This is a genomic window from Streptomyces sp. NPDC031340, from assembly GCF_055569945.1.
In genome coordinates this window covers 41,211-65,457 of sequence record NZ_JBVIIE010000032.1, presented here as the reverse complement: position 1 = coordinate 65,457, position 24,247 = coordinate 41,211, and the positions used below count along the sequence as shown (strand labels likewise).

Here is a 24,247-nt window from a genome sequence, read left to right as displayed (position 1 = left end):
CGGCACCGCGCCGCGATGAGTTCCGTGCGGTCGGCCGGTCTACCGGTGTGTGGACGCCATGACACCCGCCGTACTCGTGCTGCCCGGCCCGCTGACCCGGGACGAGGTGACAGAGCTGTGCGAGCGCGTGCGGGCGCGGCTGGCCGCCGGCGGCGCACGGGCCGTCGTGGTCGACGTCGCCGCGATCGGGCCGCCGGGCCTCGCCGCCGTGGACCTGCTGGCGCGGCTCCAGCTCGCCGCCCGGCGGGCCGGCGGCGGGATCCGGCTGCGGGACCCCGCCCCCGCCTTACAGGCCCTGCTCGACCTGGTCGGGCTCCGCTTCGAGGTGGAGGGGCAGGCCGAACAGTGGGAACCACCGCCGGGTGTCGAGGAAGCAGTGGAACCCGGTGATCCGCCCCTCTGACGTCTCCAGCGCCTGCACGGCCCACGCCGTGAAGCCGCCCTGCTCCGGGTCCGGCTTGTACTGCGCGAACCCGGGCAGCCCGTTGACCTGCACCGGCACCAGGTGCGAGCCGGCGCAGGCGGAGCCCAGCGTCGTCATGAAGCCGGTGATGTCCTCGTGGCCGCGCAGCCACAGGTCGAACGGCGGCATCGTCATGACGGCGTCCTCGTGCAGCAGCGCCGTCAGCGCCGTCATGTCGTACCCCTCGAACGCCGCGACGTAGCGCTCCAGGAGCTTCTGCTGCTCCTCGTCCAGCGGGTCGGAGACCGCCGCGCGGGCGCCGTCGTCGTCCCGCTCGGCGAGCGTCGCCCTGGCGCGCTGCAGCGCGCTGTTGACCGACGCGACCGACGTGCCCAGCAGCTCGGCGACCTCGCTCGCCCGCCAGGCCAGCACCTCGCGCAGGATCAGCACCGCGCGCTGCTTGGGCGGCAGTTGCTGCAGCGCCGCCATGAACGCCAGCCGCACGGATTCCTTGGCGACCGCCGCCTCCGCCGGGTCGTCGGTGGTGGGCAGCACGCGCGCGTCCGGCACGGGTTCCAGCCAGGTGTTGTCCGGGCGCGGGGCGAGCGCCGCCCGGGCCAGCGGCGTCGACTCGGTCAGGTCCATCGGTCTGGCTCGCTTGTTGCCGGCCGTCAGCATGTCCAGGCAGACGTTGGTCGCGATGCGGTAGAGCCAGGAGCGGAGGCTGGAGCGGCCCTCGAACTTGTCGTAACCGCGCCAGGCGCGGACCATCGTGTCCTGCACCGCGTCCTCGGCCTCGAAGGAGGAGCCGAGCATGCGGTAGCAGTAGCCGGTCAGCTCGACCCGGTGCTTTTCCAGCGTGACGTCGAGGTCCGCTGTCGTCGCCGTGCCCTGGCCCATGGTCCACCCACCCCTGTGTGGCATTCCCGTCACGCGCTCGTGCGCCCACTGCTTCGGAAGCTACCGCAGCCCACTGACAACGGCCCCCGGAGCGGGGAACCCGCAGCTCAGAGCGGCAGCGCCCCGAAGGGGCGCGGGGAACTGCGCGACCAGCCACGACGGCGCGGCAGACGGCGGCGCGGCAGACGGCGGACGGTGGACGGCGGACGGCCGATCACCGCCGGCACAGCGCAGCGCCCCGCGGAGCGTTCACGCGGCCACGGGCCGGGTGGCCAGCCGGGCCGCCCGCGTGCCGAGCAGCGTGATCGTCGCGACGCCCGCCACCGCCAGCAGCCCGACCCCGACGGTCCCGGCCCAGCCCGCCGAGTGGAAGGCGACCGCGCCGACCGTGCTGCCGGCGCTGGAGCCGACGTAGTACGCCGACTGGTACAGCGCCGACGCCTGGGCGCGGCCGGTCGTGGCCGTCCTGCTGACCGCCGAGGAGGCGACCGCGTGGCCCGCGAAGAAGCCGGAGGTGATCAGCACCAGCCCCAGCAGCACCAGCGGAACCGACTGCGCCAGGGACACCACCAGGCCCGCCGCCGTCGTGCCGCCCGCCAGGTACAGGGCGCCGCGGCGGCCCAGGCGGCCCACCAGCCGGCCAGCCGTGGACGCGGACACCGTGCCGACCAGGTACACCAGGAAGATCGAGCCGATGATGCCCTGCGGCAGCCCGAACGGCTCTGCCGTCAGGCGGTAGCCGATCACCGTGTAGACGCCGCCGAACACCGTCATGAACAGGGCGCCGATGGCGTACAGCCGGCGCAGCAGCGGGTTCGACAGGTGCTCGCGGACCGTGCCGGCCAGCACCCGCGGCCGCAGCGAGCCCGCCGTGAAGTGCCGGGGCGCCGGCAGCAGCAGCCGGAAGGCCACCGCGCAGAAGACCGCGACCACGCCGATCACGCCCACCGCGACCCGCCAGCCCCACACCTGCGCGACCCAGCCGGTGATGACCCGGCCGCTCATCCCGCCGACGCTGTTGCCCGCCACGAACAGACCGATCGCCGTCACCAGGGCCCGGGGGCGGACCTCCTCCGCGAGGTACGCGGTCGCGGACGCCGGCAGGCCCGCCAGCGCCGCGCCCTGCAGCGCCCGCAGCGCGACCAACGCCGGCAGCGAGGGCGCGAAGGGGACCAGCAGCCCGACGGTCACCGCGACCGCCAGCGACGCCGTCATGACCGTACGCCGTCCGAACCGCTCCGACAGGGCGCTCATCGGCAGCACGAACAGCGCGAGGCCACCGGTCGCCGCCGCCACCGTCCAGCTCGCCTCGCTCGCCGCCACCCCGAGGTCGTCGGAGATCAGCGGCAGCAGGGCCTGCGTGGAGTACAGCAGCGCGAAGGTCGCCACACCGGCGAGGAACAGCGCGAGGCTCATCCGGCGGTAGCCGGGCGCGCCCGGGGTCAGACGGGAGTCGGAGACGGTGGCGGACGGGACGGCGCCCACGGTGGTGGACGCCCCGGTACTGGCGGGAGACATGCCTCGAACGTACGGAGGTTCCCGCTCATCCGTCCAATGCATGGAATCGGCATAATCGTTCCCATGCCGCATCAGTACAGCTCATCGAGGCGCCTGTCACCGTCCGGTGACACAGAAGACATCGTCGCGCTGCTCGCCCCGCGCCTCGTCCACTTCGCCGGCGTGGCCCGCACCGAGCACGTGACCCGCGCCGCCCAGGAGATGCAGGTCCCCCAGTCCACCCTGTCGCGCGCGATGGTCCGCCTGGAACAGGACCTGGGCGTGGAACTGTTCGCCCGCCGCGGCCGCACCGTCGCCCTGACCCCGGCCGGCCGTACCTTCCTCGGCTCCGTGGAACGCGCCCTCGCCGAGATCGGGCGCGCCGCCGACGAGGTCCGCGCCGACGCCGACCCCGCCACCGGCAAGGTCGCCTTCGGCTTCCTGCACACGATGGGCGCGGAGACGGTCCCGGGTCTGATCCACGCGTTCCGCGCCGACCATCCCCGGGTCCGCTTCAGCCTGGTGCAGAACTACGGCGAGGCGATGCTGGAGAAGCTGCGCGCCGGGGAACTCGACCTGTGCCTGACCTCCCCGGTGCCGGACGCCCCCGACCTGGTCGCCCGGCGCCTGGACGAGCAGAAGCTGCGCCTGGTCGTCCCCGCCGACCACCGCCTGGCCACCCGCCGGCGCGTCCGTCTCGCCGAGGCGTCCGAGGAGGCCTTCGTCACCCTGGAGACCGGCTACGGTCTGCGCCGCATCACCGACGACCTCTGCCAGGAGGCGGGCTTCAAGCCCCGTATCGCCTTCGAGGGGGAGGAGACCGAGACCCTGCGGGGGCTGGTGGCGGCGGGACTGGGCGTCGCCCTGCTGCCGCCACCGGCCGTCCCCCGTCCGGGAGTCGTCGAGCTGACGGTGACCGCGCCGAGGGCGGCGCGGGAGATCGGGGTGGCCTGGCTGGACGGCCACCCCGACACACCGCCCGTGGCGGCGTTCAAGAAGTTCCTGCTGTCGAGGAGGGGCAGCCTGCTCCCGGCCTGACCCGGCGCCGCACCCGCGCCGGTCACCATCCACCGGCTGGATACGCGGGATCAGTGAGTCCAATGGTGCGAGGGGTAGGCAACGGGACCGATGTGACCCAGAGTGTGCACGTCCTGACGCCCCTCTTCCCTGCGGGCGTACCCCTCGGCGCACCGGTACTCCGCGATATGGCACGGCCACGGCGGCAGCCCGCCGTGCACCCCGTCCTGCCCGCGTGGAGGCCTCACGTGCCCGGATTCACCTACCCACCCGCACCCGCCGGCGGTTTCGCCGTCCGGGGCACCGAGCCCGTGCCCGAGACCAGGGGCGGCCTGCGGGTGGCGCTCCTGATGGCCGGCAGCAGCCTGCCGGTCCTCGCCGCGGTGCTGCTCGCCCCGGGACTGCCGGACCTCCAGGACAGTTTCGGCACGGTGCCCGGCGCGGGCACGCTGGTCCCGCTGATCCTGACGGTCCCCGCGCTCGCGGTCGCCCTGCTGGCCCCGCTCGCGGGTGTCGTGATCGACCGGCTGGGACGCAAACCGCTGCTGGTCGTCGCGACCGTCCTGTACGCGGTGTTCGGCACCGCGCCGCTGTGGCTGGACTCGCTGCGCGCCATCGTGATCAGCCGTGCCCTGCTCGGCGTCGCCGAGGCCGTCGTCATCACCTGCTGCACCACACTGATCGGCGACCACTGGACCGGCCGGGTCCGCGACCGGTACCTGGCCCTGCAAGCGGTGTGCGCCACCGTCTCCGCCACCGCCTTCTTCATCCTCGGCGGCGTCATGGGCGCCTCGGGCTGGCGTTCCCCGTTCCAGCTCTACGCGGTCGGGCTGCTGCTCGCCCCGGCGATGGCCGTGTTCCTGCCCGCGCGCGGGCAGGAGGCGGCCGGGTACGAGGAACCCGCCGCCGGGCGGCGGCCGTCCTCGACGGGGCGGCTGCTGGGCATCTGCGTGCTGTCGGTGTTCGGCGGCCTCGTCTTCTACGCCGTCCCCGCGGAGACGGCCTACCTGGTGAACGGCCTCGGCGTGCAGTCCAGCGGCATCATCGGTCTCATCACCGCGATCGCCAGTGCCGCCTCCGTCACCGGAAGCGTCATCTTCGCCTCGATGGTCGGCCGGCCGGAGCGCAGACTGCCGGTGATCTTCCTGCTGTGCGGGGTCGGGTTCGTGGCCATCGGCCTGGCCCACGACTTCGCGGTGCTGATCCTGGGCACCTTCCTCAACTGCCTGGGCACCGGTCTCCTGCTGCCCTCGCTGCTGACCTGGGCGATGTCCGGGCTTGAGTACCGCAACCGGGGCCGGGGCACCGGTCTGTGGACCGCGTCGTTCTTCCTCGGGCAGTTCCTCGGCCCGCTCGTCCTCGCCTTCCTGGAGTCCAGGACCGGAGGCCTGGCCGCCGCCGTCGGCAGCCTCGGCCTCGCCTCGGCGGCGGTGGCGATCCTGCTGCTGCCCCTCCTCCGCCGACCGAGGGCCGCCCAGGAGACCGGGCGGGCCTGACGCGACACCGGCGGCCCGCCGGACGGGCGCGGTTCCCCGTGCCGTCGACGCAGGTGGTCTCGGCGGTCGGCGTACTGCATTCCAAGATGTCATCTCGTCTATTGACTCGCCTGGTGGCCGCTCCTAGGGTGAAGGCACTTCTTGAAAGGACGGGACCGCATGAGGCCAGTCGCCCTGATCGGCGCCTTGCTCGTGTCGTGTGCCGGCCGCCGGACCTATGACGAACCGCTCAGGTACTCCCCGCCCCGGGAAGGACTGCGCCCCGGCACGGCTGTCGGCGTACCTCAGACCCCCTTCTGAGGTCCCGCGTCGCAGCGCGACGCACCCGCTGCCGCGCCGACGTCCTCGGCGTCCGCGTGCCATGGCCGACACGGACAGGGCCGTTCCAGCCCCGCCATCACCTTCGCGAGGAGTGCATCACCGTGACCACCACCGCCCCCGTCGAGCAGATCCCCGGGCCGTCCGCCTGGCGCGGCGACGAGCTGTCGAAATCCACCGAGTGGATCTACGTCCTCAGTGACGCCGAGCGCGCCGAACTGGAGGAACTGGGACGGCGTTTCGTCGCCGACGACCCGGACCTGCGCACCGTCACCGCCGCCGACTACCCCTTCGACGCCTGCCGCGCCCTCAACGAGGAGTGCGCCCGCCAGATGGACGCCGGCCGCGGCTTCATCCTGGTACGCGGCCTGCGCACCGAGGAGTACGGCGACACCGTGGCCGGGGCCATCTTCTTCGTCATGAGCCTCCACCTCGGCCGGCCGATCGGGCAGAACCAGCGCGGCGACCTGCTCGACCACGTGATCGCCACGTCGAACAAGACGCTGGACGACGAGGGCGCGCTGCCCTCCCGGGTACGGGACCGGCTGCCGTTCCACTCCGACAGCTCCGACGTCGTCGCCCTCATGTGCCTCCAGGGCGCCAAGGAAGGCGGGGCGTCCAGCCTGGTCAGCGGGACGACCATCTACAACGAGATGCTGCGCCGCCGGCCGGACCTCGCGCCGCGGCTCTTCGACACCTACCACTGGGACTGGCGGCGCCAGGACCCCGACTCCCCGGAACCGACCTACACCTCGCCGATCCTCAGCTACGTCGACGGCGTCTTCAGCACCTACGCGGGCAGCACGATGATCTTCAGCGCCCAGGGGTATCCGGGGGTCCCGCAGCTGACGCCCGAGCAGATCGAGGCGATCAACCTGTTCGACGAGATCTCGCAGGAACCCGGCCTGCCGATCGACATGGACTTCCAGCCGGGGGACGTCCAGTGGCTGCTCAACTACGCCGCCCTGCACTCGCGCACCAGCTACGTCGACCACCCGGAGCCGGAGCGCCGCCGCCACCTGCTGCGCATGTGGCTCAAGCGTGACGTCGGCCGCCCGCTGGCCCCCAGGTTCGGCAAGCACGTCGTCGTCCTCGGTGAGCCCAGCACGCCGCTGCTGCCCGGCGGCCGGTTCCGTATCGCCGACGCCGTCACGGTCAACGACGACTGGGGGGCGTGACGCCGCCACGGCAGACGCACACGACAGACAGCCGCCGCAGCCTGCCTCAGCGGGCCGCGGCGGCTGTCCGCCGTACGGCGGTCACTCAGATGTTCCGCTCCGCCAGGCCGTCGATCTCCGCCCGGTACGGCATGGCGGTCGACGCTCCGGACCGCTGCACGGAGAGCGCCGCCGCGCACGACGCCCAGGCGAGCGCCTCGGGCATCGGCCTGCCCTCGCCCAGCGCCACGGACAGGGCGCCCACGAACGTGTCGCCCGCCCCGGTCGAGTCGACGGCCGTCACCTGCGGCGCGGGGACCGTGATCCGCCCGGCGGTCCGGGAGGCGTAGAGGCTGCCCGCCGAACCCAGTGTGATCACCACTTCCGGGACCTGCTCCAGCAGGGCGTCGGCCGCGTCGTACGGATTCGTGCTGCCGGTGAGCGCGGCGGCCTCGTGCTCGTTCGGGACGAGGAGGTCGGTCGCGGCGAGCAGCGCGGCGGGCAGCGGCCGGGCGGGCGCGGGGGTCAGGACGGTGCGCACGCCGTGCCCGCGGGCGGCCTCGGCGGCGGCCAGGACGCCCTCCAGCGGGGTCTCCAGCTGGAGCAGCAGCGCGTCGGCCCCCGCGATGACGGCCTCGTCGCGCGGGGTGAGGGCCGTGACGGCGGCGTTGGCGCCGGGCACGACGACGATCGCGTTGCCGCCCTCGTCGTCGACCACGATGTGCGCCGTACCGGACGGGCCGTCGACCGTGCGCAGCGCTCCGGTGTCCACACCCGACTCCTCCAGCGCGGCCCGCAGGCGGTCGCCGAAGGCGTCGGCGCCCACCGCGCCGATCATCGACACCGAGCCGCCGGCACGGGCCGCCGCCACCGCCTGGTTGGCGCCCTTGCCGCCGGGCACCGTGCGGAACTCCCGTCCCGCCACCGTCTCCCCGCGCGCCGGTGCCTTCGCGACGTACGCGACCAGGTCCATGTTCGTGCTGCCGAGCACGGCGATGGTGGAGCCGCTGGTCCGGATACCGTCCATCCGTCCGCCCACTTCCTTCGGGGCGCTCACGGCGCCCTTGAATGAGATCGTTCCACTGAGATCGTTCGCTGGTGAACTCCTCGGCGGCGCCCCCGAGACGCCCCGGCAACGCCCCGGGACGCACGAGAGGCGCCCCCGAGACGCACCGGCGACGCACCGGAGACACCCCCGAGAGGCACCGGCGACGCACCGAAGGCGCCCCCGAGCCGTGCCGAAGGCGCCCCCGGGACGCACCGGAGGCGTCCCGGCTACGCGGGCAGCTCGCCGAGCAGCCGCCGGTACACCCGCGCGTACGCCTCCAGCCGCGCCAACGACAGCGCGTCGCGGCGCGGATCACCGTCGGCCGGCCGCGCCTGCGGGCCGAGGCGTACGGTGTCGACGCCGCGGGCGCGCAGTTCCACGCCGTCGGTGGACCCGGTCCAGCCGCTGATCGGCGGCGGCGGTGCGCCGAACTCGTCGTGCCAGGCGGCCCGGGCCGCGGTCACCACGGGCGCGTCGGCCGGAGTGGCCGCGGCTGCCGCGACCGGCTCGGCCTCGACGTCGACCGCGCAGTCCCGCAGTGCCGACCGCGCGCACCGCGCCCGCAGCCGGCCGGCCAGCTCGCCGGCCAGCGCGGCCGGTTCCACCGGGTCACCGGCGACCACGTACAGGTCGATCCGTAGTTGGGCGGGCAGCAGGTCCGGCTTTTCCGGCCACCCCCCGCCGATCGCGCCGACGCCGCACGCCCGGCCGGTCTGCCCCTGCCTCGGGTCGGCGGCCAGGTAGGCCTCGCGCCAGCGGGCCAGTTCGTCCAGCACGACGCCCGCCTCGGCGACGACTCCGCCGGGCGGTGTGGCGGACTCCGGCAGCATCGCCGCCCCGGAGCGGCCGGTCACCGTCACCGTCAGGTAGAACGCGCCCGGCTCGTGCCACAGCAGCGTCGGCGGGCCGCATTTCGCCACGACCGCCGAGCCCGGCAGCGGGTGGGCGTCGGCGTAGGCCTCCAGGCCGGTGATCCCGCCGCCGCGGCGGTGCGTGCCGGAGCCGGCGAGCAGCAGCCGTCCCCGCTCCGCCCCGGCGAAGGCGACCAGCGCGGCGGCGGCCGGTCCGCGGGCGACCCCGAGACCGAAGCCGGTCGCGGTGTCGCCGTCCACGGCGAGCGGTCCTACCGGCGCGGCACTGCCGGTGACGAGCCGGTTGACGCCGGCGGCGCCGTCGTCCAGCGAGGTGTCGAGGTGGGAGCAGAGCAGGGGCCCGGCCCCGTGGGCGGCGAACAGGCTGCCGCCCGCGGGGCCGTGCTCCAGCACCTGCCAGTCGATGTGCGGCCACCGGTCCGCGCACCAGGCGCGCAGCCGGTGCGCCGCCGTCCGCTCCCGGCCGCGCGGGGCGGGCGTGGTGTCGAGCAGCCGCAGGACGTCGAGCAGCCGCTGCCTCAAAAACGTCCCCAGTCGTCGGCGGCCGGACGCCACACGTCGATGTTGCGCGGGTCGGCCGGCATCCTGCGGGGCCGGTGCGTCTCGTGCTCCTCCGGCGTGAACACCCGGTGCGCGTCGCACAGTTCGAACCGGGGGCCGAAGCGCGTGTCGTGCATGTAGAACGCGATCGACGTCGACGCCGAGTGGTTGACGATGTCGGAGGCGATCGGTGCCCCCTTGTACAGGGCGCGGGCGCGCATCCGCATGACGTGGTCGAGGCTCTTCATCGCGAAGCACAGGTGCGCGACGTAGTGCTCGGTGTTGTTCTGCACGGCGAGGCTGTGGTGGTAGCGGTCCTCGCAGCGGAAGAACGTGGTGGAGCCGACGACGTAGTCGGAGGGCAGGAACTTCAGGACGTTCTGGTAGAAGTCCAGCGTCTCCTCGTACTTGGCGGTGGCGATGAAGGGGTGGACGAGGTCGAGCGGCCGGATCTCGATGTGCGGCGGCTCGGCGTACTCCTGGAACTCGGTGAACAGCTCGACGACGAGCCCGTTGGGGTCCTTCACCGCGAAGCCGTTGTCGCACAGCGCCCGCTGGCGTTCCTGGAGTTCGAGGACCTCCAGGCCGGCGTCCAGGACGCTCTTGTGGAGCTGTTCCAGGACCTCCTCGCTCTCCACGCTGTAGCCGACGGCGGTCGTCCAGCCCTCGGTGCGCTCGGGAGCGTGGATCAGCTCGATCGCGTGGTGCTCGATGTCGGCGCGCAGATAGGCGTATTCGTCGGTGCGCTGCTCCAGTTGGAGTCCGACGTGGTACTCGAGGAAGTCGATCGCGGCCTGCATGTCGGGGACCTCGATGCGGGCGTACTCCATGCCGTACGGGCCGTGCGGGCGGGTGCTCACCGGCGGTGTCCTTCCTGCGGCGAGCGACGGACGCTCGGCGAACTCGAACGAGGTGATGGCCTGGGCGCCGATGACCGGCCGCCAGCGGGTGCGCACGAAGGTCTCGTGGAACTCGCTGCCGAGGTAGGCGAGCAGGTCGTCCTGGCTGTCGAAGTCGACGGCCATCGTGTGGGTGAAGGTCCGGTCGCGGGTGCTGATGTTCTCGCCGAGGAGGAAGCCGCGCATGACCGGGTAGCGGTCCGGGAAGGTCCGCAGCTCGGCCAGGACGGACTCCCGGACGGCCTGGTCGGTCCCGTCGGCGAAACGGAAGGACAGGGTGTGGCGGATCATGGGGTCCCTTCCGTCGCCGGTCAGAGGATGAAGCTGAGCCGGGCGCCGGCGGCGAGCGACTCGTGGCCGAGCAGCGAGCGCCGCAGCCGGAAGCGGAATCCGTCGTCGGTGGGCACCAGCAGGTGCTCGTACCGGCCGACGTAGCCGTCGAAGTGGCCGTCGCGGGCGCGGTGCACGATGAACGACGCGGACACCCGGAAGGAGTCCTCGGTGTGTTCGGACAGCCGTACGTTGGACACCATGCGGTGGGTGCGCGAGTGCGGGTTCTCGGCGTGCGCCTTGCGGGACTTCAGCCGCTTGACCCGGGCGCGCAGCAGGTCCCAGTCGTCGTCGACGAAGGATCCCGTCTCGTGCGGCGACCAGCCGGGCCGGTGGTCGGTGGTGGGGATCTCGTAGCGGGCGCCGGGCTCGAAGAGGGCGAGCCAGCCGTCGTAGTCCCAGTGGTCGAGGATGTCGGCCTCGGCGTAGAGGAAGTCCTCCACCTCGGGCCGGGTGACGGTGCGTCCCGCGCACCGCACCTGGTGAGAGCCGGGGTTGCCGATGGCCGTCATCGCACGTCCCTTCCCGACAGGAAGGACGCCGGCCGCTCGCCGTGCACTTCCAGCCCGTCGTCGATGCCCATGGCGTCGATCCAATGCCGCCAGAAGCCGCGCATCGCGCCCTCGTCGACCGACCTGCCCTGTACGCCCTTGACCTCGTCGGCCATGCCGCGCGACATGTCGCTGTAGTCCAGCTCGGGCGCGGCGGCGCCCGCCGTGGCCTGGATGCCGCGCTGCACCGCTTCGTACGCCTCGATGTCGTCCGGGGTGGCGAGGCCGCCCGGGCCGACGAAGCTGACCACGGTCTTCATGCGCAGGGCGCGGGTGGCGGGGTCCTCGTTCCGCGGGACCAGCTGCCAGGCCCGGACATCGGTCTGGTCGGGCGCCACCGGCTCCAGCTGCCGGATCGACAGGCCCTCGATGTCGAACAGCAGCAGGTTCGGGAACACGAACAGGATGTGGCTCTCGTCGGCCACGTGGTGCGCCCGCTTCTCGCCCAGCCGCTCGGTCATCTCGGCCCGGTGCCGCTCGGTGCGGACGCGCTCGTCCTCGCCGAAGCGCGGTTCCCAGACCATGCTGATCCGTCCGCCGTGGCCGGTCAGGACCAGCAGGCCGTGGCCGTTGCCGAGGTCGTACGCGTACTGGTCGTCGTCGGTGACGGCGTAGCCGCTCTCGCGCAGGTAGCCCACGAACGTGTTGTGGGTCGGCGCGAAGTGGTAGCCGTCCATCGCGTTCTCGACGGCGAGTTTCCAGTTGCCCCGGACGCTGTAGAGCTGGGTGCCGGGCAGGGTGGTCATGCCGCCGGTGTGCTGCTGCTCGATCATCGTCATGTAGTCGGCCGCGTCGCCGAGGTGGTCGAGCAGGGGCGGGACGTCGGGGTCGAAGGAGACGAAGACGTACCCCTCGTGGATCTCCAGGCGCGGTACGGCGCGCAGTCCCATCGACGCGCGGAACTCGTCGCTCGACTCGTACGCGCCGGCGTCGGGGATCGCGGCGACCTCGCCGTTGTTGCGGAACGTCCACGCGTGGTAGAAGCACTGGAAGAGCTTGGTCGAGCCCTCCCTCTCGCGGCACAGCACCGTGCCGCGGTGGGGGCAGGAGTTCAGGAACGCGTGCACCTCGCCGGCGCTGTCCCGGCAGAAGATCAGCGGCCGTCCGCCGAGGGTGCGGACCTTGAAGTCGTTGGGGTTGGGGATCTCGGTCTCGTGCCCGAGGTAGAGCCAGGTGTGCATCCACACCCAGCCGCGTTCCCGGGCGAAGATCTCCGCGCTGCGGTAGGCCTCGCGGTTGACCCGGAAGGTGAGCTGGTCCCAGTCCTCGACGATCATCGGCGCTGGGACGGTCCGGGGATTGCTGACCATGGGGAGTTTGCCTCTCACAAGTCCCGACCCGAGTGGCGTGCTGTGAGACGCCATCTCGTATGTCGCAGTAGCGTCCCCTAGCACACCCGGGCTGTCAAGCATTCAACGGGCGGTTGACAGGCCAGGCCGGTGTCGTCATCATCCAATTTCACATTGAAAGACACCGTCTCGCATTCCGTGCGACCGTGTGAAGGGCAAAAAGCTCGTGCCGTATGTCATCACTCAGGCCTGCGTCGACGTCATGGACAAGTCGTGCATGGAGGAGTGCCCGGCCGACTGCATCTACGAGGGCGACCGGATGCTCTACATCCAGCCCGACGAATGTGTCGAGTGCGGGCGCTGTGAACCGGTGTGCCCGCAGATCTCGATCTTCCACCACGAGGACCTGCCGGAGGAGAGCAGGAAGTTCGAGCGGATCAACGCCGAGTTCTTCACCCTCGGACTCGGCGCCGAGCCGCTCGGCTCGCCCGGCGGGGCGCGCAAGGTCGGCCGGGTCGGCCACGACCACCCGGAGGCGGTCGCGTGACCGGGCCCGCGGCGGCGGGCGCCGGCGCCGAGGTCTCCGTCGACCTGCTCGTCATCGGCGCCGGACCGACGGGGCTGTACGCCGCGTACTACGCCGGCTTCCGCGGCATGAGCGTCGCGGTCGCCGACGCGCTGCCCGAGGTGGGCGGCCAGATCGCCGCGCTCTATCCGGAGAAGCTGATCTTCGACGTGGCCGGCTTCCCCGCCGTCCGCGGCCAGGAGCTGGTGGACCGGCTGGCCGAGCAGGCCGGGCGGTGGAACCCGGTCTACCTGCTCGGACACGGAGTGACCGACCTCGACGACACGGATCACGGCATCGTCGCCACCACCGACGCGGGCGCGCGGATCAGCGCGGGCGCGGTGCTGGTCTGCGGCGGGATCGGCAACTTCGTCCCCCGTGAGCTGCCGGTGGGCTCCGAGTTCCTGGGCCGCGGGCTGCGCTACTTCGTGCCGCGGCTGGACGAGCTCGCCGGCCAGGACGTCGTGGTGGTCGGCGGCGGGGACTCCGCGCTGGACTGGGCGCTGTCCCTGGAGCCGCTGGCCTCGTCGGTGACGCTGGTGCACCGGCGCGCCCGGTTCCGGGCCCACGAACGCACCGTCGAGCAGCTCCAGGACTCCTCGGTGCGGGTGCTGACGCCGTACGAGGTCGAGAAGGTCTGCGGCGACGGGGCCGACGGGGCGGTGTCGGAAGTGGTGGTCGCGAGCGCCGGAGGCGACCGGATCACCCTGCCCGCGCAGGCCGTGGTGGCCGCGCTCGGCTTCATCGCCGACCTCGGCCCGATCGAGCGGTGGGGGCTGGAACTGCGCCGCCGGCGCATCCTCGTCGACCGCACCATGCGCACCAGCCGGGAGCGTGTCTTCGCGGCCGGTGACATCGCCGACCACGACGGGAAGGTCAGCCTCATCTCGATCGGGTTCGGCGAGGCCGCCCTCGCCGTCAACCATGTGGCCGCCCTGCTGGACCCGGCCCGGTCGGTCGCGCCCGGGCACTCCTCCGATGGCTGACGACGCCGCTCGGGAGGCGCGCCGGGCGAGCGTTCCCGGCGCGCCGGCCACGGGTCCCGCACAACCTCCGTGCACCGACGTGGCCCCCCGAGGGGGAGAACGTGAGTACGCTGCACGCACAGCTGCGGACGGCCGGACCACTTCATGCGATACGGCGTCCCATGCAGCGTCCCCATCCCTCGAACCGAGCTCGGACAGGAGCGATAAGACCATGGCCACGAAGGTGCAGCGCGGCACCGACGAGAAGGACGGTCCCGACCGGACCGCACCGACCATCCAGACGGTCGAGCGCGCCGCGCTGATCCTCGGCTCGTTCACGGTCGGCAAGCCGCACATGAGCCTGAACGAGATCACCGCGCGGCTCGGGGCCAGCAAGGCGACCGCGCACCGCTACACCAAGGCGCTGCGGGCGGCGAACCTGCTGCGGTACGACGAGCGCACCTCGCTCTACTCCCTCGGCCCCCAGGTGCTCACCCTCGCTGCGGCCGCGCGGGCCGGCCTGCCGATCGTCGCCGCCGCCGAGCCGTACATGGAGGAACTGGTCCGGCGCATCGACGAGACGATCGTGCTGTCGGTCTGGGACGGCGAGTCGGCGACCGTGGTGCGCTCGGTGGACAACACCGACCACATGGTGCGCATCAGCGTCCGGGTCGGCTCGCGCCTGAACCTGACGTCCTCGGCGCAGGGCCGGGTCTTCCTCGCCTTCCTGTCCCCGGAGCAGGTGCCGGCGCTGCCGCGCGCGGTCCGCAGGTCGCCGGAGTTCACCGAGGAGCTCGACGCCATCCGCAAGCACGGACTGTCGGTCAACTCCCCGACCGTCAACGGGGTCCGCACCATCGCGGCGCCGATCTTCGAGGGCGACAAGATCAGCGGGACGCTCGCGATCGTCGGGACCACGGCGACGGTTCCCGACGACGTCTCGTCGCCGATGGCCCAGGCGCTGGTGGAGACCGCCCGGGCGCTGTCGCAGCGGCTGGGCACCTCGGAGGACGCGGCCGGCGGCGGCTGACCCGCGCACGGCACGGAACACGGCGATGGCCCACCGCTCCCGCGGTGGGCCATCGCCGTGCGTCGTCAGGGCAGCAGGTCGGCCCGGGGCGGGACGAAGAAGTCGATGTTCACGCAAGGCGCCTCCGTCGGCTCCACGTAGTGCTCGCTGCCGCGCGGGACCAGCAGGAACGAGCCCGCGCGCATGTCGTGCGCGACGCCGTCCACGTGGTAGTTCGCGCGCCCCTCGGCGATGTGGACCAGCTGGTCGAAATCCTCGTGCCGGTGCGGATTGAGCGCCATGCCGATCTCCAGCTCGTGGTGACAGATCATCACCTCGTCCGTGGCGTAGACGCGCCGCCGGACGCCCGGCCGCACCTGGGTGACCGGCAGCTCGTCCCAGTTGACGACGGTGCCGAAGAGCGCCGCGTTGCGTGTGCTCACTGCTTCTCCTCTCCGGCGGCCGCCCGCAGGCCGGCCGCCAACATCTGCAGGTCCGAGCCGACGATCAGGTAGTCGGCGGCGCCGAGGCCCAGGTCCGCCGCGCGGTCCCGGGCCGGCGCCCAGCCGCCGAACGCCACCCCGGCGGCCCGGGCGGCGGCCCGCACCCGGTCCACGGCCGCCCGCAGCACCGCCGGGTCCGCGGGCAGGCCCAGGTCGACGGCCAGGTCGGTGCTGCCGACGAAGCACACGTCGAGCGCGGCGACCAGCTCCGGCAACGGGTCGGTGCGCGCCGTCTCGATCTGGCCCACCAGCACCGGCGGGTCGTCCCGCTCGGCGCGCAGGAAGCCGGCCAGCGGAAGCGCGCCGAACCCGGCGGCCCGGTTGGCCAGGCTCACCGACCTGCGCCCCGCCGGGGCGAACCGGGTGGCCGCCACCAGCGCCTCGGCCTGGGCGACGCGGGTGAGCATGGACAGCTGGATGCCCGCCGCCCCGGCCTCCAGCAGCCGGTTGACGGCGGCGGCGTCCACCTCGGGCACCCGGACCAGGGCGGGCAGGCCGCAGACGGCCGCGTGGCGCACCAGGTCCACGGCGTCCCGCTCGGTGAGGGTGGCGTGTTCCAGGTCGACGACCACGAACGCGAACCCGGCCGCCGCGGCCAGCTCCACCACGTCGGGCGTCGCCAGCTTCACGAAGGTGCCGACGGCGGGTGACTCCGCCGTCAGGGCCGCGCGCAGCCGGCGCCGCAGCGGACGGACATCACCGGCGGTCATCGGATCCTCCACAGGACGTACGGGGGTCGCGAGGGTGTGCCGGCACCGGCCGGCACCGACGGGTCAGGCCGGCACCGGGGTGTCAGGCCGACGGCAGTCCGCGCCACGGCACGATGTCGACCTCGGCGCCCTCGTGCAGCACCACCGTCGGCTCCAGGCGCGGCGCGACGATCGTGTTGCCCGCGGCGTCGGGCAGAGTGACCTCGTCGGTCTCGGTGACGACGGTGACGTCGGCCCGCCCGCCGACCTCCAGGCGTCCGTAGCCCTCGGTGTCGAGGCCGAGCAGCCGGGCCGGTGCGACGGTGGCCCGGCGCACGCACTCCTCGAGCGGCGCGCCGAGCGCGACCAGCTTGGAGACGCTGGTGAGCAGGTCGAACACCGGGCCGCGCCAGTTGCGGGCACTGGTGTCGGAGCTGAGGACGTCGGGCAGGAACCCGTCGGCGATGGCCCGGCGGGCCACCTCGAAGCTGAGGTTGCTCTTGCCGTGCGCGGAGTCGAACAGGACACCGCGCTCCCGGGCGGCGGCGACGGCCGGCTGCACGTGGTCGCCGTCCAGGATGCCGTGCGGCTTGCCGGTGTAGCAGTGCGCCACGATGTCGCCGGGGCGCAGGTGGTCGAGGACCACGGGCAGCGGCTCGGCGGTCTCGCCGATGTGCAGCATCAGCGGGAGACCGGCCTGTTCGGCCAGCGCCACGGACTTCTTCAGCAGCGACTCCCAGTTCTCCCCGACGACGTCCTCGGAGAGGCGGATCTTGAAACCGCGCACGATGTCGGGGTGGGCCTCGGCGGTGGCGAGCGCGTCCTCGGCGACCAGGGTGCCGGGGTTCAGCAGCTCGCCGAACCTGAAGTCGATCAGGCCGAGCACCGAGACGTTGAGGAAGTTGACGATGCGCATCGGGTTGGCCTCGACGACCAGCTTGCGGAAGGCCGGGAAGGTCGAGGCGCCGGCCGTGCCGGCGTCCGCCGCGGCGACCACGCCGCGCCGCAGATGGGCCTCCTCGGCGGGGGCGCCGACGGCGGAGACGTACTGGAAGATGTGGGTGTGGCCCTCGACGAGGCCCGGCAGCACGGTGGAGCCGGTGACGTCGATCGTGCGGGCCGCGTCCGGCGCCAGGCCCTCCCCGATCGCGGCGATGCGGTCACCGGTGACCGCCACGTCGAGCCGGGAGTTGGTGCCCGACGCCGGGTCGATGACGGTGCCCCCGGCCAGGACGAGGTCGTAGGACGGCTTGGAGGAGTGGGACATCGCTGGGCTCCAGGGTGAGGGGACGGTCAGCTGACCGGTTCGGCCAGCCGCTTCTCGCGCGGTGCGGCGTCCGCGGGACGCACGATGCGGGTGACGAGGGGCAGTACGCCGTCCACCTCGACGCTCACCTCGTCGCCGTCGGCGAGGAAGCACGCGCGGTCCTGGCCGGTGCCGGCCGGGGTTCCGGTGAGGACGACGTCGCCGGGTTCGAGCGCGGCGTACCAGGACAGCCTGCTGAGCAGATCGGCGACCGGGAAGATCATTCCGGCGCTGGTGTCGTCCTGGACGAGCTGCCCGTTGACCCGGGTCCGTACGGCGATCGGCTCGCCGTCGGCGAGCTCGTCGGCCGTGCGGACGGACGCGCCGAGCGGGGTGAACCCCGGGTAGCTCTTGGCGAGCGCGGGGGTGCCGGTGGTGCGCATGACATCCCGGGCCGTCATGTCGTTGGCGGCGGTGACGCCGGCGACGGCGGGCCAGACCTCCGAGGCGGCCGCCTGGTACAGCCGGCGCCCGACGACCACCGCGATCTCGCCCTCGTAGTCGGGTTCGGCCGCGCCCGGCGGGATCACCGCCCGCGCGCCGGGCGGCAGCACGCCCGACGACGCGGCCAGGTACAGGATCGGCTGCTCGGGCAGCCCCCTGCCGGTCAGCTCCGCCTTCGACACGTAGTTGAGCCCGACGCCCCACACCGCGCCGGGACGGCCCAGCGGCGCCGTGAGGACGGCCTCGTCGAGGGGGATGCGCCGGCGTACCGCGCAGGTCGCCAGGGTGTGCAGCGAGCCCTCTTGTTCGAGGACCGCGCCGACGTGCGGAAAAGCGGTGGCCAACAGGGCGACAGCCCCGTTCTCGATCCGGCCCAGGCCAGCCTGCGTCGTGACTACTCGCATGGCGAGCATCTTTTATTGCGAGACGCCATCATGTCAAGCGATACGGAAGCCCTGGTTCGGGACGCGCCGACACCCCGTCCGCGCGGTCGGCGGACGGGGTGTCGAAGGGCTCATCTCCGTTGATGGGCACGGCAGTTGGGTGCACCCCTGGCGTGCTGTCAAGCGAGCTGGCGGTGCACCTCGCCGCTGTCCCAGTAGTCGGTGCGGCGGGTGATGAGCCCGTCGGCGACGGTGAACAGGAAGACCCCGCGGACGCGCACCGGGCGGTCGCCCGCCGAGCGCATCCGGAACGTCATGACGTACGGCACCGCGGCCGAGTCGCCGTCGACGAGGACGCGCTCGGGCACGTAGCGCAGGTCCCCGAACTCCTCCAGGAACCCGGTCAGCGCCGCGCGGTACTCGGCGCGGCCCCGGCGGCTGTGTCCCAGCGACGACGTGTGGTCGTTGACGAAGTCCTCGGCCACGCGGGCCGCCACGGCGTCGGCGTCATGCGCGTTCAGCGCCGCGAGGTACGCCTCGACGGCGGCACGGGTGGCCGCGCCCGTGCCGGTCCCGGCGTCTCCTTCCGAGGCTCTGCCTGTGTCGTCGGCGGTCAGTCCGAACCCCACTTCTTCCGGACGGTGTCGAACACCCGCTGGTCGTGCGAGATCTCGACGACGTTGCCGTCGGGGTCCTTCAGGGCGCAGATGTAGCCCACCGGGTCGGGCATCTGCCGGGGCTCCCAGTGCAGGCAGCCCAGTTCACGGGCCCGGTCCGCCATGGCGTCGACGTCCTCGCGGGCCGGCACCTCGATGCCGATGTGCGCGAACGGGTGCAGCAGGCCCAGCTGGTTGCCCCTGTCCTTGTCGAAGCAGACCAGGACGAGCACGAACGGCGTCTCCACCTGCATGTCGTTGGAGAGCCAGACGCTCTCGCCGTCGGCGTCCTTGAACCGCTCGACCACGACCAGCGGGGTCAGCGAGGTGTAGAACTCGATCGCCTTGTCGAGGTCCCCGGTGGGCAGCGCGACGTGAGTCCAGCGGGCCGAGGTGAGACCGGTGGCCACAGTGCCTCCATCGTGAGAGGTGCGAATTTCCTCGAGGTTAGACACCCGCGCGGCCGCGGGTCGATGTGCTGCGGACACAACACGCGGGCCGGGAACGCTGACCCCCCGCGACATCGGCCGCGGGCCTGCCCCCGTGGGAGCCTGCGCGGGACAGCGGGGGCGCCGACACGGAAGACGAGGGCGAAGCGTGCAGTACCGGATTCTGGGCGGGACGGGCATCGAGGTGAGCGCACTGTGCCTCGGCACGATGATGTTCGGGGCCTGGGGCAACACGGACGAGGCGGAGTGCCGCCGCATGGTCGCGACGGCGCTGGACGCCGGGGTCAACTTCGTCGACACCGCCGACGTGTACGCCTTCGGCGAATCGGAGGAGATCCTCGGCCGGGCCCTGAAGGGGCGGCGCGACGACGTGGTCCTGGTGTCGAAGTTCCACAACGAGATGCCCGGCGACCCGCTCGACCGCAACCGGCGCGGCAACTCCCGGCTGTGGATCACCCGCGCCGTGGAGGGCAGCCTGCGCCGGCTGGGCACGGACCACCTCGACGTGTACCTCGTCCACCGTCCCGACCCCCGCACCGACGTCGAGGAGACCCTCGGCGCGCTCGGTGACCTGGTGCGGGCGGGCAAGGTACGGGCGATCGGCACCTCCAGCTTCCCCGCCGAGGAGATCGTCGAGGCGCAGTGGGCGGCACGGCGCACCGGCCGTGAGCGGTTCACCGTGGAGCAGCTGTCGTACTCGGTCCTGGCCCGGCACGCGGAAGCCGCCGCGCTGCCCACCGCGCAGCGGCACCGGATGGGCGTCATGGTCTGGAGCCCGCTGAACGGCGGCTGGCTGACCGGCAAGTACCGGGCCGGCGCCGAACCGGCGGGAGACTCGCGCGCGCGGACCAACGGCGACCACTTCGACTACGCCGACGAGCGGGTGCGCGAGCGCAAGCTGGCGGTCGTGGAGGAACTCGTGCGCCTCGCCGCCGACGAGGGCTGCACGCTGGTGGAACTGGCCCTGCGGTTCGTGCTCGCCCATCCGGGCGTCACCTCGGCCGTCATGGGGCCGCGCACCCACGACCAGCTCCTGACGCAACTGACGGCGGTGGACCGGCCGCTGTCCGCCGAGGCGCTGGACCGGATCGACGGGCTCGTCGCGCCGGGCAGCGTGCTCAACCCGCGCGACACCGGCCACACCCCGCCCGCGCTGGAGAACGCGGCGCTGCGCCGCCGTTGAGCCGGGCCGGTCTCCACCGCGCGGCGGAGACCTGCCCGGCAGCGCCCACAGTGGAGGCCGGCCCCGCGAGCGCGCGGGGCCGGCCTGTGTTCGCGCCGGATCCGTCCGTCAGGCCGACCCCCGCTCGAAGGGCCGTCCCAGCGCGGCCGGTTCCCGGTGCTGTGTGGTGAACAGCAGCATGGCCAGCAGCGCCAGCAGGTACGGGGCCGCGACGAGCAGCTGGGCGTTGAGGGTGACCCCGAGCGGCGGCAGCGCCATGCGCAGCGCGTCGGAGAGGCCGAACACCAGGCAGCCGAGCAGGGTCCGGCCGAGCCGCCACGCCCCGAAGATGACCGCGGCGATGACGATGTACCCGCGCCCGGCGGTCATGTTCTGGTTGAACGAGCCGACCTCGCCGACCGCCAGGTAGGCGCCGCCGAGACCGGCCATCGCGCCGCACCACAGCAGTGCCTGGCGGCGCCGCAGGTTGACCTTGATGCCGGTGACGTCGGCGGCCTGCGGGTTCTCTCCCACCGCCCGCAGTTCCAGGCCCCAGCGGCCGCGCTCCACCAGCCACCAGGTCAGCGCGATCAGCGGGATCAGGAGGTAGGCGGGCCAGCGCACGGCGAACAGGGGCTTGCCGATGACCGGGATGTCCTCGAGGAGCGGGATGGACAGGACCCCGACCTGGTGCGAGGAGAACTGCTGCGTCGTGATCAGGTAGCTGGTCAGACCGAGCACCAGCGCGTTCAGCACGAGGCCGACGACGAAGGTGTTGATCTGCGCCCGGTGCGAGAGGTTGCCGTGCACCAGGCCGATGACGAGGCCGGTCAGGACGCCGACGAGGAGGCCGGTGGCGGCGCTGCCGGTCGCGCTCGCGGCGGCGACGGAGGTGAACGCGGAGCCGAGCATCATGGCCTCGACGGAGATGTTCATCGTGCCGGCGCGCTCGGCCACGTACTCGCCGCAGGCGGCGAGGGCGAGCGGCACGGTCAGCCGGACGCCGCTGGCGAGAATGGTGGAGGTACTGTCCAGAGCGCTCACGCGACCACCTTCACTTTGGCCGGGACGACGGGTACGGCGGGCGCGGCCGACGCCCTGGCTCCGCGCCGTCGGCCGAGGACGTCGACGAGCAGCGGCGGTATGACGAACGCGAGGACCAGCAGCGCCTTGACGACGTCGACGAGGTAGTACGGCACACCGGTGGCCGACAGGAAGTCGCCGCCCGAACGCAGCACCGCGAACACGAACGCCACCGGGACCGAGACCAGGGGGCGGTTGCGGGCGACCAGCGCGACGAGCAGGCCGTCCCAGCCGACGTTGTCGGCGAGCCCGCCCTGCAGCCGGTTGGTGCTGACCGGGCTGGCCAGCAGCAGTCCGCCCGCGAGACCGGCGAAGGCGCCGGACAGCGTGAGGGTGAGACCGCCGAGCGCGGCCACCCGGACCCCGGCGTGCTGGGCCGTGCGCCGGTTCAGCCCGACCATGCGCACCCGGAAGCCCCACCGGCTGCGGGCCAGCACCAGGGCGACGCCGGCCGCGGCGGCGAGCGCGATGAACAGGCCCGTGTTGAGCTGCAGCGACGGGTACTTCCCGAAGTCCGCGAGCCGGGCCCCCGCGGGCAGCGGGTTGGACTGGGCGTCGGCGATGCCGGAGGAGCCCTGCGCGCTCTCCTGGAGGAACCACGGGGTGCTGACCGCGAAGGTGACGAGCTGGAGGGCGAGGAACGTCATCAGCATGGTGCTCACCGTGACGTTGACGCCGCGGTAGCGGTACATCAGCGCGCTGAGCGCGGCCCAGGCGCCGCCGCCGACGGCCGCGGCGGCCATCACCACGACGACCAGCATCGGGCCGGGCATGGCCAGCCGCAGTCCGACCCAGGCTCCGGCCAGGCCGCCGATGAGCACCTGGCCCTCCTGGCCGATGTTGAACGTGCCGGCCGCCGCGCAGACGCACGCGCCGACCGCGACCAGCAGCAGCGGCGCCGCGTTGAGCAGCGTCATCGTCCAGCCGGTGGCGTTGGCCAGGCTGCCGGTCCAGATCGCGGCCACCGAGGCGCCGGGCGAGGCGCCGGTCAGCATGAGCAGCACGGCGGACGCGCCGAGCGCGACGGCGACGAGGACGACGGTGACGCCCGCCGTCAGCCAGCCGTCGCGCCCGGGACGGAGCCGGGCGAGCAGGCGCCGGGCGACCTCGTCGGGGGCCGGCAGGGAGGCGGTGCTCATGCGGCCTCACCGCCGACCAGCATGCCGAGCCGCTCGGGAGTCGCCTCGGAGACGGGAAGCGCGCCGGTGATCCGCCCGGAGGAGATCACCGCGATCCAGCTGGCAAGGGCCATGACTTCCTCCAGTTCGGTGGAGATGAGCAGCACTCCTACGCCGCCGTCGGCCGCCGCGCGCAGCCGGGCGTACATGTCCTCGATGGCGCCGACGTCCAGCCCGTGGGTGGGCTGCGCGGCCACCAGGACCCGGGTGTGGCCCGACAACTCCCGCGCGAGCACGACCCGTTGCTGGTTGCCGCCGGAGAGGCTGCGCACGGGCGCGTCCAGCGACGGTGTGACGATGTTGAACTCGTCGGCGAGGCGGCGGGCCTCGGCCAGCATCGCCCGCCGCCGCACCAGGAACCTGCCGCTGACCTTGTCGAGCGACTTCATCGTCAGGTTCTCGGCGACGCTCATGTCGAGGACGACGCCGCTCTGGTGCCGGTCCTCCGGGACGATGCCGAGGCCGGCCTTCGACAGCGCGCCGGGCCGGGTCACGTCGATCTCCTGCCCGGCGACCTCGATGGTGCCGGCGGTCGGCACGACGAGCCCGGACAGGACGTCGCCGAGCATGGCCTGGCCGTTGCCCTCGACGCCGTACAGGGCGACGATCTCGCCCGCGCCGACGGTCAGCTCGACGCCGTCGAGCACCCTGACCCCGCCGTGCTCCACGGTGAGCCCGGCGAGGCGCAGCACGTGCCCGCCGCTTTGGTGCCCACCGCCGCCGTCGGCGCCGTCCCGCGCGGTGCGCGTGTTGCGCACCGGCAGCAGGCCGAGGGCGGCGCCCTCCTCGCCCAGCGACACCTCACGGCCCACCATCTGCTGGGCCAGCAGCTGCGGGGTGGTCTCGGCGGTGACCGCCCGGAAGGCGACCCGGCCCTTGCGCAGGACCGTCACCCGGTCCGTGGCCCGGGCGATCTCGGCGAGCTTGTGGCTGATGAGGATGACGGCGCGCCCCTCCTCCTGCACCACCCGGCCGAGCACCGCGAACAGTTCCTCCGACTCGGCCTGGGTGAGCACCGAGGTGGGCTCGTCGAGGATCAGGATCTGGGGATCGCGCCGCAGGCACTTCACCACCTCGACCCGCTGCCGCTCGCCGGCCGACAGGGTTCCGACGCGTGCCGCGGGGTCGATCGGCAGCCCGTACCGCGCGGAGACCTCGGCGATCTCCGCGCAGACGGCCTGCTTGTCCACCCTGCCGCTGTCGCCGAGTGCCACGTTCTCCCACACGGCCAGCGCGTCGATGAGGCTGAAGTGCTGGTGCACCATGCCGATGCCCAGCTCGGCCGCTTCCTGCGGGCTGTCGAGCGCGACCTCCTCACCGCGCACCAGGACTCTGCCGGCGTCCCGGCGGACCAGCCCGAGCAGGACCTTCATCAGGGTGGACTTGCCCGCCCCGTTCTCGCCGAGGAGTCCGTGGATCTCCCCGGCGTCGACCCTGAGGTCCACCGCGTCGCAGGCCGTGACCGGTCCGTAGGACTTCGTGATGCCGTGCAGCTCGAGAAGGGGAACCGCTGAGGCCGTCGGTGTCATCGCTGCATC

24 protein-coding genes are annotated in these 24,247 nt (G+C 72.9%); 8 read left to right on the top strand and 16 right to left on the bottom strand.

Annotated features, from left to right (window positions below; all coding sequences use genetic code 11):
• Positions 1-58: 58 nt before the first annotated feature.
• Positions 59-403, top strand: coding sequence for an STAS domain-containing protein (locus ACZ5GT_RS24440; protein ID WP_469029716.1), 345 nt, complete (start codon positions 59-61; stop codon positions 401-403).
• On the opposite strand, the gene ACZ5GT_RS24435 is transcribed toward ACZ5GT_RS24440, so the two are convergent.
• Positions 287-1,303, bottom strand: a complete 1,017-nt coding sequence (locus ACZ5GT_RS24435; protein WP_469029711.1) for a sigma-70 family RNA polymerase sigma factor — start codon at positions 1,301-1,303, stop codon at positions 287-289. The genes ACZ5GT_RS24440 and ACZ5GT_RS24435 overlap by 117 nt on opposite strands.
• Positions 1,304-1,552: 249 nt before the next feature.
• Complete coding sequence (locus tag ACZ5GT_RS24430; RefSeq protein ID WP_469029707.1) at positions 1,553-2,821, bottom strand: MFS transporter; 1,269 nt, start codon at positions 2,819-2,821, stop codon at positions 1,553-1,555.
• Between the two features lie 63 nt (positions 2,822-2,884).
• Here ACZ5GT_RS24430 and ACZ5GT_RS24425 point away from each other — a divergent pair, with 63 nt between their 5' ends.
• The 3 genes from ACZ5GT_RS24425 (at position 2,885) to ACZ5GT_RS24415 (ending at position 6,809) form a co-directional block, all read left to right on the top strand.
• Positions 2,885-3,838, top strand: a complete 954-nt coding sequence (locus tag ACZ5GT_RS24425; protein ID WP_469029703.1) for a LysR family transcriptional regulator — start codon at positions 2,885-2,887, stop codon at positions 3,836-3,838.
• 227 nt (positions 3,839-4,065) lie between these two features.
• Entirely contained in the window at positions 4,066-5,313 is a 1,248-nt protein-coding gene (locus tag ACZ5GT_RS24420; RefSeq protein ID WP_469029700.1) for an MFS transporter, read from the top strand.
• Between the two features lie 422 nt (positions 5,314-5,735).
• The gene (locus ACZ5GT_RS24415; RefSeq protein ID WP_469029695.1) at positions 5,736-6,809 is read left to right on the top strand and encodes a TauD/TfdA family dioxygenase; all 1,074 of its coding nucleotides are present in this window, start codon (positions 5,736-5,738) and stop codon (positions 6,807-6,809) included.
• A gap of 85 nt (positions 6,810-6,894) precedes the next feature.
• Here the strand turns inward: ACZ5GT_RS24415 and rbsK are convergent, their stop codons facing one another.
• From rbsK to ACZ5GT_RS24390, 5 genes are all read right to left on the bottom strand, one after another.
• Positions 6,895-7,815: a ribokinase gene (gene rbsK / locus ACZ5GT_RS24410; protein ID WP_469029691.1), complete on the bottom strand. Its 921-nt coding sequence runs from the start codon at positions 7,813-7,815 to the stop codon at positions 6,895-6,897.
• A gap of 248 nt (positions 7,816-8,063) precedes the next feature.
• The gene (locus ACZ5GT_RS24405) at positions 8,064-9,230 is read right to left on the bottom strand and encodes a hypothetical protein (protein WP_469029689.1); all 1,167 of its coding nucleotides are present in this window, start codon (positions 9,228-9,230) and stop codon (positions 8,064-8,066) included.
• Positions 9,227-10,438, bottom strand: coding sequence for a VOC family protein (locus tag ACZ5GT_RS24400; RefSeq protein WP_469029684.1), 1,212 nt, complete (start codon positions 10,436-10,438; stop codon positions 9,227-9,229). Before ACZ5GT_RS24400 ends, ACZ5GT_RS24405 begins: the two co-directional genes overlap by 4 nt.
• Positions 10,439-10,458: 20 nt before the next feature.
• Positions 10,459-10,989, bottom strand: coding sequence for an aromatic-ring-hydroxylating dioxygenase subunit beta (locus tag ACZ5GT_RS24395; RefSeq protein WP_469029679.1), 531 nt, complete (start codon positions 10,987-10,989; stop codon positions 10,459-10,461).
• Positions 10,986-12,338, bottom strand: a complete 1,353-nt coding sequence (locus ACZ5GT_RS24390) for an aromatic ring-hydroxylating oxygenase subunit alpha (RefSeq protein ID WP_469029672.1) — start codon at positions 12,336-12,338, stop codon at positions 10,986-10,988. The genes ACZ5GT_RS24395 and ACZ5GT_RS24390 overlap by 4 nt, the downstream gene beginning before the upstream one ends.
• Positions 12,339-12,525: 187 nt before the next feature.
• Between ACZ5GT_RS24390 and fdxA the strand changes: the two genes are divergently transcribed.
• The 3 genes from fdxA (at position 12,526) to ACZ5GT_RS24375 (ending at position 14,877) form a co-directional block, all read left to right on the top strand.
• A complete protein-coding gene (gene fdxA / locus ACZ5GT_RS24385; RefSeq protein WP_469029668.1) occupies positions 12,526-12,864 on the top strand; it encodes a ferredoxin in 339 nt (112 codons plus the stop codon).
• Entirely contained in the window at positions 12,861-13,868 is a 1,008-nt protein-coding gene (locus ACZ5GT_RS24380) for an NAD(P)/FAD-dependent oxidoreductase (protein WP_469029664.1), read from the top strand. Before fdxA ends, ACZ5GT_RS24380 begins: the two co-directional genes overlap by 4 nt.
• 211 nt (positions 13,869-14,079) lie before the next feature.
• A complete protein-coding gene (locus tag ACZ5GT_RS24375; protein ID WP_469029661.1) occupies positions 14,080-14,877 on the top strand; it encodes an IclR family transcriptional regulator in 798 nt (265 codons plus the stop codon).
• Positions 14,878-14,942: 65 nt separating this feature from the next.
• Here ACZ5GT_RS24375 and ACZ5GT_RS24370 read toward each other — a convergent pair whose 3' ends face one another.
• The 6 genes from ACZ5GT_RS24370 to ACZ5GT_RS24345 form a co-directional block, all read right to left on the bottom strand.
• A complete protein-coding gene (locus tag ACZ5GT_RS24370) occupies positions 14,943-15,299 on the bottom strand; it encodes a cupin domain-containing protein (RefSeq protein ID WP_469029658.1) in 357 nt (118 codons plus the stop codon).
• A complete protein-coding gene (locus ACZ5GT_RS24365) occupies positions 15,296-16,069 on the bottom strand; it encodes an aldolase/citrate lyase family protein (RefSeq protein WP_469029655.1) in 774 nt (257 codons plus the stop codon). Before ACZ5GT_RS24365 ends, ACZ5GT_RS24370 begins: the two co-directional genes overlap by 4 nt.
• Before the next feature lie 82 nt (positions 16,070-16,151).
• A complete protein-coding gene (locus ACZ5GT_RS24360) occupies positions 16,152-17,315 on the bottom strand; it encodes an amidohydrolase family protein (RefSeq protein WP_469029653.1) in 1,164 nt (387 codons plus the stop codon).
• A gap of 26 nt (positions 17,316-17,341) precedes the next feature.
• On the bottom strand, positions 17,342-18,202 hold the full coding sequence (locus tag ACZ5GT_RS24355; RefSeq protein ID WP_469029650.1) for a fumarylacetoacetate hydrolase family protein: 861 nt from the start codon (positions 18,200-18,202) through the stop codon (positions 17,342-17,344).
• A 158-nt stretch (positions 18,203-18,360) separates the two neighbouring features.
• Positions 18,361-18,810, bottom strand: coding sequence for a nuclear transport factor 2 family protein (locus ACZ5GT_RS24350; protein ID WP_469029645.1), 450 nt, complete (start codon positions 18,808-18,810; stop codon positions 18,361-18,363).
• The gene (locus ACZ5GT_RS24345) at positions 18,795-19,247 is read right to left on the bottom strand and encodes a VOC family protein (protein WP_469029641.1); all 453 of its coding nucleotides are present in this window, start codon (positions 19,245-19,247) and stop codon (positions 18,795-18,797) included. Before ACZ5GT_RS24345 ends, ACZ5GT_RS24350 begins: the two co-directional genes overlap by 16 nt.
• 187 nt (positions 19,248-19,434) lie before the next feature.
• Here ACZ5GT_RS24345 and ACZ5GT_RS24340 point away from each other — a divergent pair, with 187 nt between their 5' ends.
• Positions 19,435-20,469 (top strand): aldo/keto reductase, encoded by a 1,035-nt coding sequence (locus ACZ5GT_RS24340; RefSeq protein WP_469029638.1) that lies wholly within the window; start codon positions 19,435-19,437, stop codon positions 20,467-20,469.
• A gap of 108 nt (positions 20,470-20,577) precedes the next feature.
• On the opposite strand, the gene ACZ5GT_RS24335 is transcribed toward ACZ5GT_RS24340, so the two are convergent.
• Genes ACZ5GT_RS24335 through ACZ5GT_RS24325 form a run of 3 tightly spaced genes read right to left on the bottom strand, consistent with a single transcriptional unit; the run spans position 20,578 to position 24,238 of the window.
• Entirely contained in the window at positions 20,578-21,492 is a 915-nt protein-coding gene (locus ACZ5GT_RS24335) for an ABC transporter permease (protein ID WP_469029635.1), read from the bottom strand.
• On the bottom strand, positions 21,489-22,670 hold the full coding sequence (locus ACZ5GT_RS24330; RefSeq protein WP_469029632.1) for an ABC transporter permease: 1,182 nt from the start codon (positions 22,668-22,670) through the stop codon (positions 21,489-21,491). The genes ACZ5GT_RS24335 and ACZ5GT_RS24330 overlap by 4 nt, the downstream gene beginning before the upstream one ends.
• Positions 22,667-24,238 (bottom strand): ABC transporter ATP-binding protein, encoded by a 1,572-nt coding sequence (locus tag ACZ5GT_RS24325; RefSeq protein WP_469029629.1) that lies wholly within the window; start codon positions 24,236-24,238, stop codon positions 22,667-22,669. Before ACZ5GT_RS24325 ends, ACZ5GT_RS24330 begins: the two co-directional genes overlap by 4 nt.
• Positions 24,239-24,247 lie beyond the last annotated feature (9 nt).

What these genes read in the sequence shown, in the direction of transcription:
- ACZ5GT_RS24365 (WP_469029655.1), bottom strand. Translation starts at nt 16,069, where the DNA reads ATGACCGCCGGTGATGTCCGTCCGCTGCGGCGCCGGCTGCGCGCGGCC.
- ACZ5GT_RS24325 (WP_469029629.1), bottom strand. Translation starts at nt 24,238, where the DNA reads ATGACACCGACGGCCTCAGCGGTTCCCCTTCTCGAGCTGCACGGCATC.
- ACZ5GT_RS24440 (WP_469029716.1), top strand. Translation starts at nt 59, where the DNA reads ATGACACCCGCCGTACTCGTGCTGCCCGGCCCGCTGACCCGGGACGAG.
- ACZ5GT_RS24355 (WP_469029650.1), bottom strand. Translation starts at nt 18,202, where the DNA reads ATGCGAGTAGTCACGACGCAGGCTGGCCTGGGCCGGATCGAGAACGGG.
- ACZ5GT_RS24430 (WP_469029707.1), bottom strand. Translation starts at nt 2,821, where the DNA reads ATGTCTCCCGCCAGTACCGGGGCGTCCACCACCGTGGGCGCCGTCCCG.
- ACZ5GT_RS24360 (WP_469029653.1), bottom strand. Translation starts at nt 17,315, where the DNA reads ATGTCCCACTCCTCCAAGCCGTCCTACGACCTCGTCCTGGCCGGGGGC.
- ACZ5GT_RS24400 (WP_469029684.1), bottom strand. Translation starts at nt 10,438, where the DNA reads ATGATCCGCCACACCCTGTCCTTCCGTTTCGCCGACGGGACCGACCAG.
- rbsK (WP_469029691.1), bottom strand. Translation starts at nt 7,815, where the DNA reads ATGGACGGTATCCGGACCAGCGGCTCCACCATCGCCGTGCTCGGCAGC.
- ACZ5GT_RS24425 (WP_469029703.1), top strand. Translation starts at nt 2,885, where the DNA reads ATGCCGCATCAGTACAGCTCATCGAGGCGCCTGTCACCGTCCGGTGAC.
- ACZ5GT_RS24330 (WP_469029632.1), bottom strand. Translation starts at nt 22,670, where the DNA reads ATGAGCACCGCCTCCCTGCCGGCCCCCGACGAGGTCGCCCGGCGCCTG.
- ACZ5GT_RS24435 (WP_469029711.1), bottom strand. Translation starts at nt 1,303, where the DNA reads ATGGGCCAGGGCACGGCGACGACAGCGGACCTCGACGTCACGCTGGAA.
- ACZ5GT_RS24390 (WP_469029672.1), bottom strand. Translation starts at nt 12,338, where the DNA reads ATGGTCAGCAATCCCCGGACCGTCCCAGCGCCGATGATCGTCGAGGAC.
- ACZ5GT_RS24395 (WP_469029679.1), bottom strand. Translation starts at nt 10,989, where the DNA reads ATGACGGCCATCGGCAACCCCGGCTCTCACCAGGTGCGGTGCGCGGGA.
- ACZ5GT_RS24375 (WP_469029661.1), top strand. Translation starts at nt 14,080, where the DNA reads ATGGCCACGAAGGTGCAGCGCGGCACCGACGAGAAGGACGGTCCCGAC.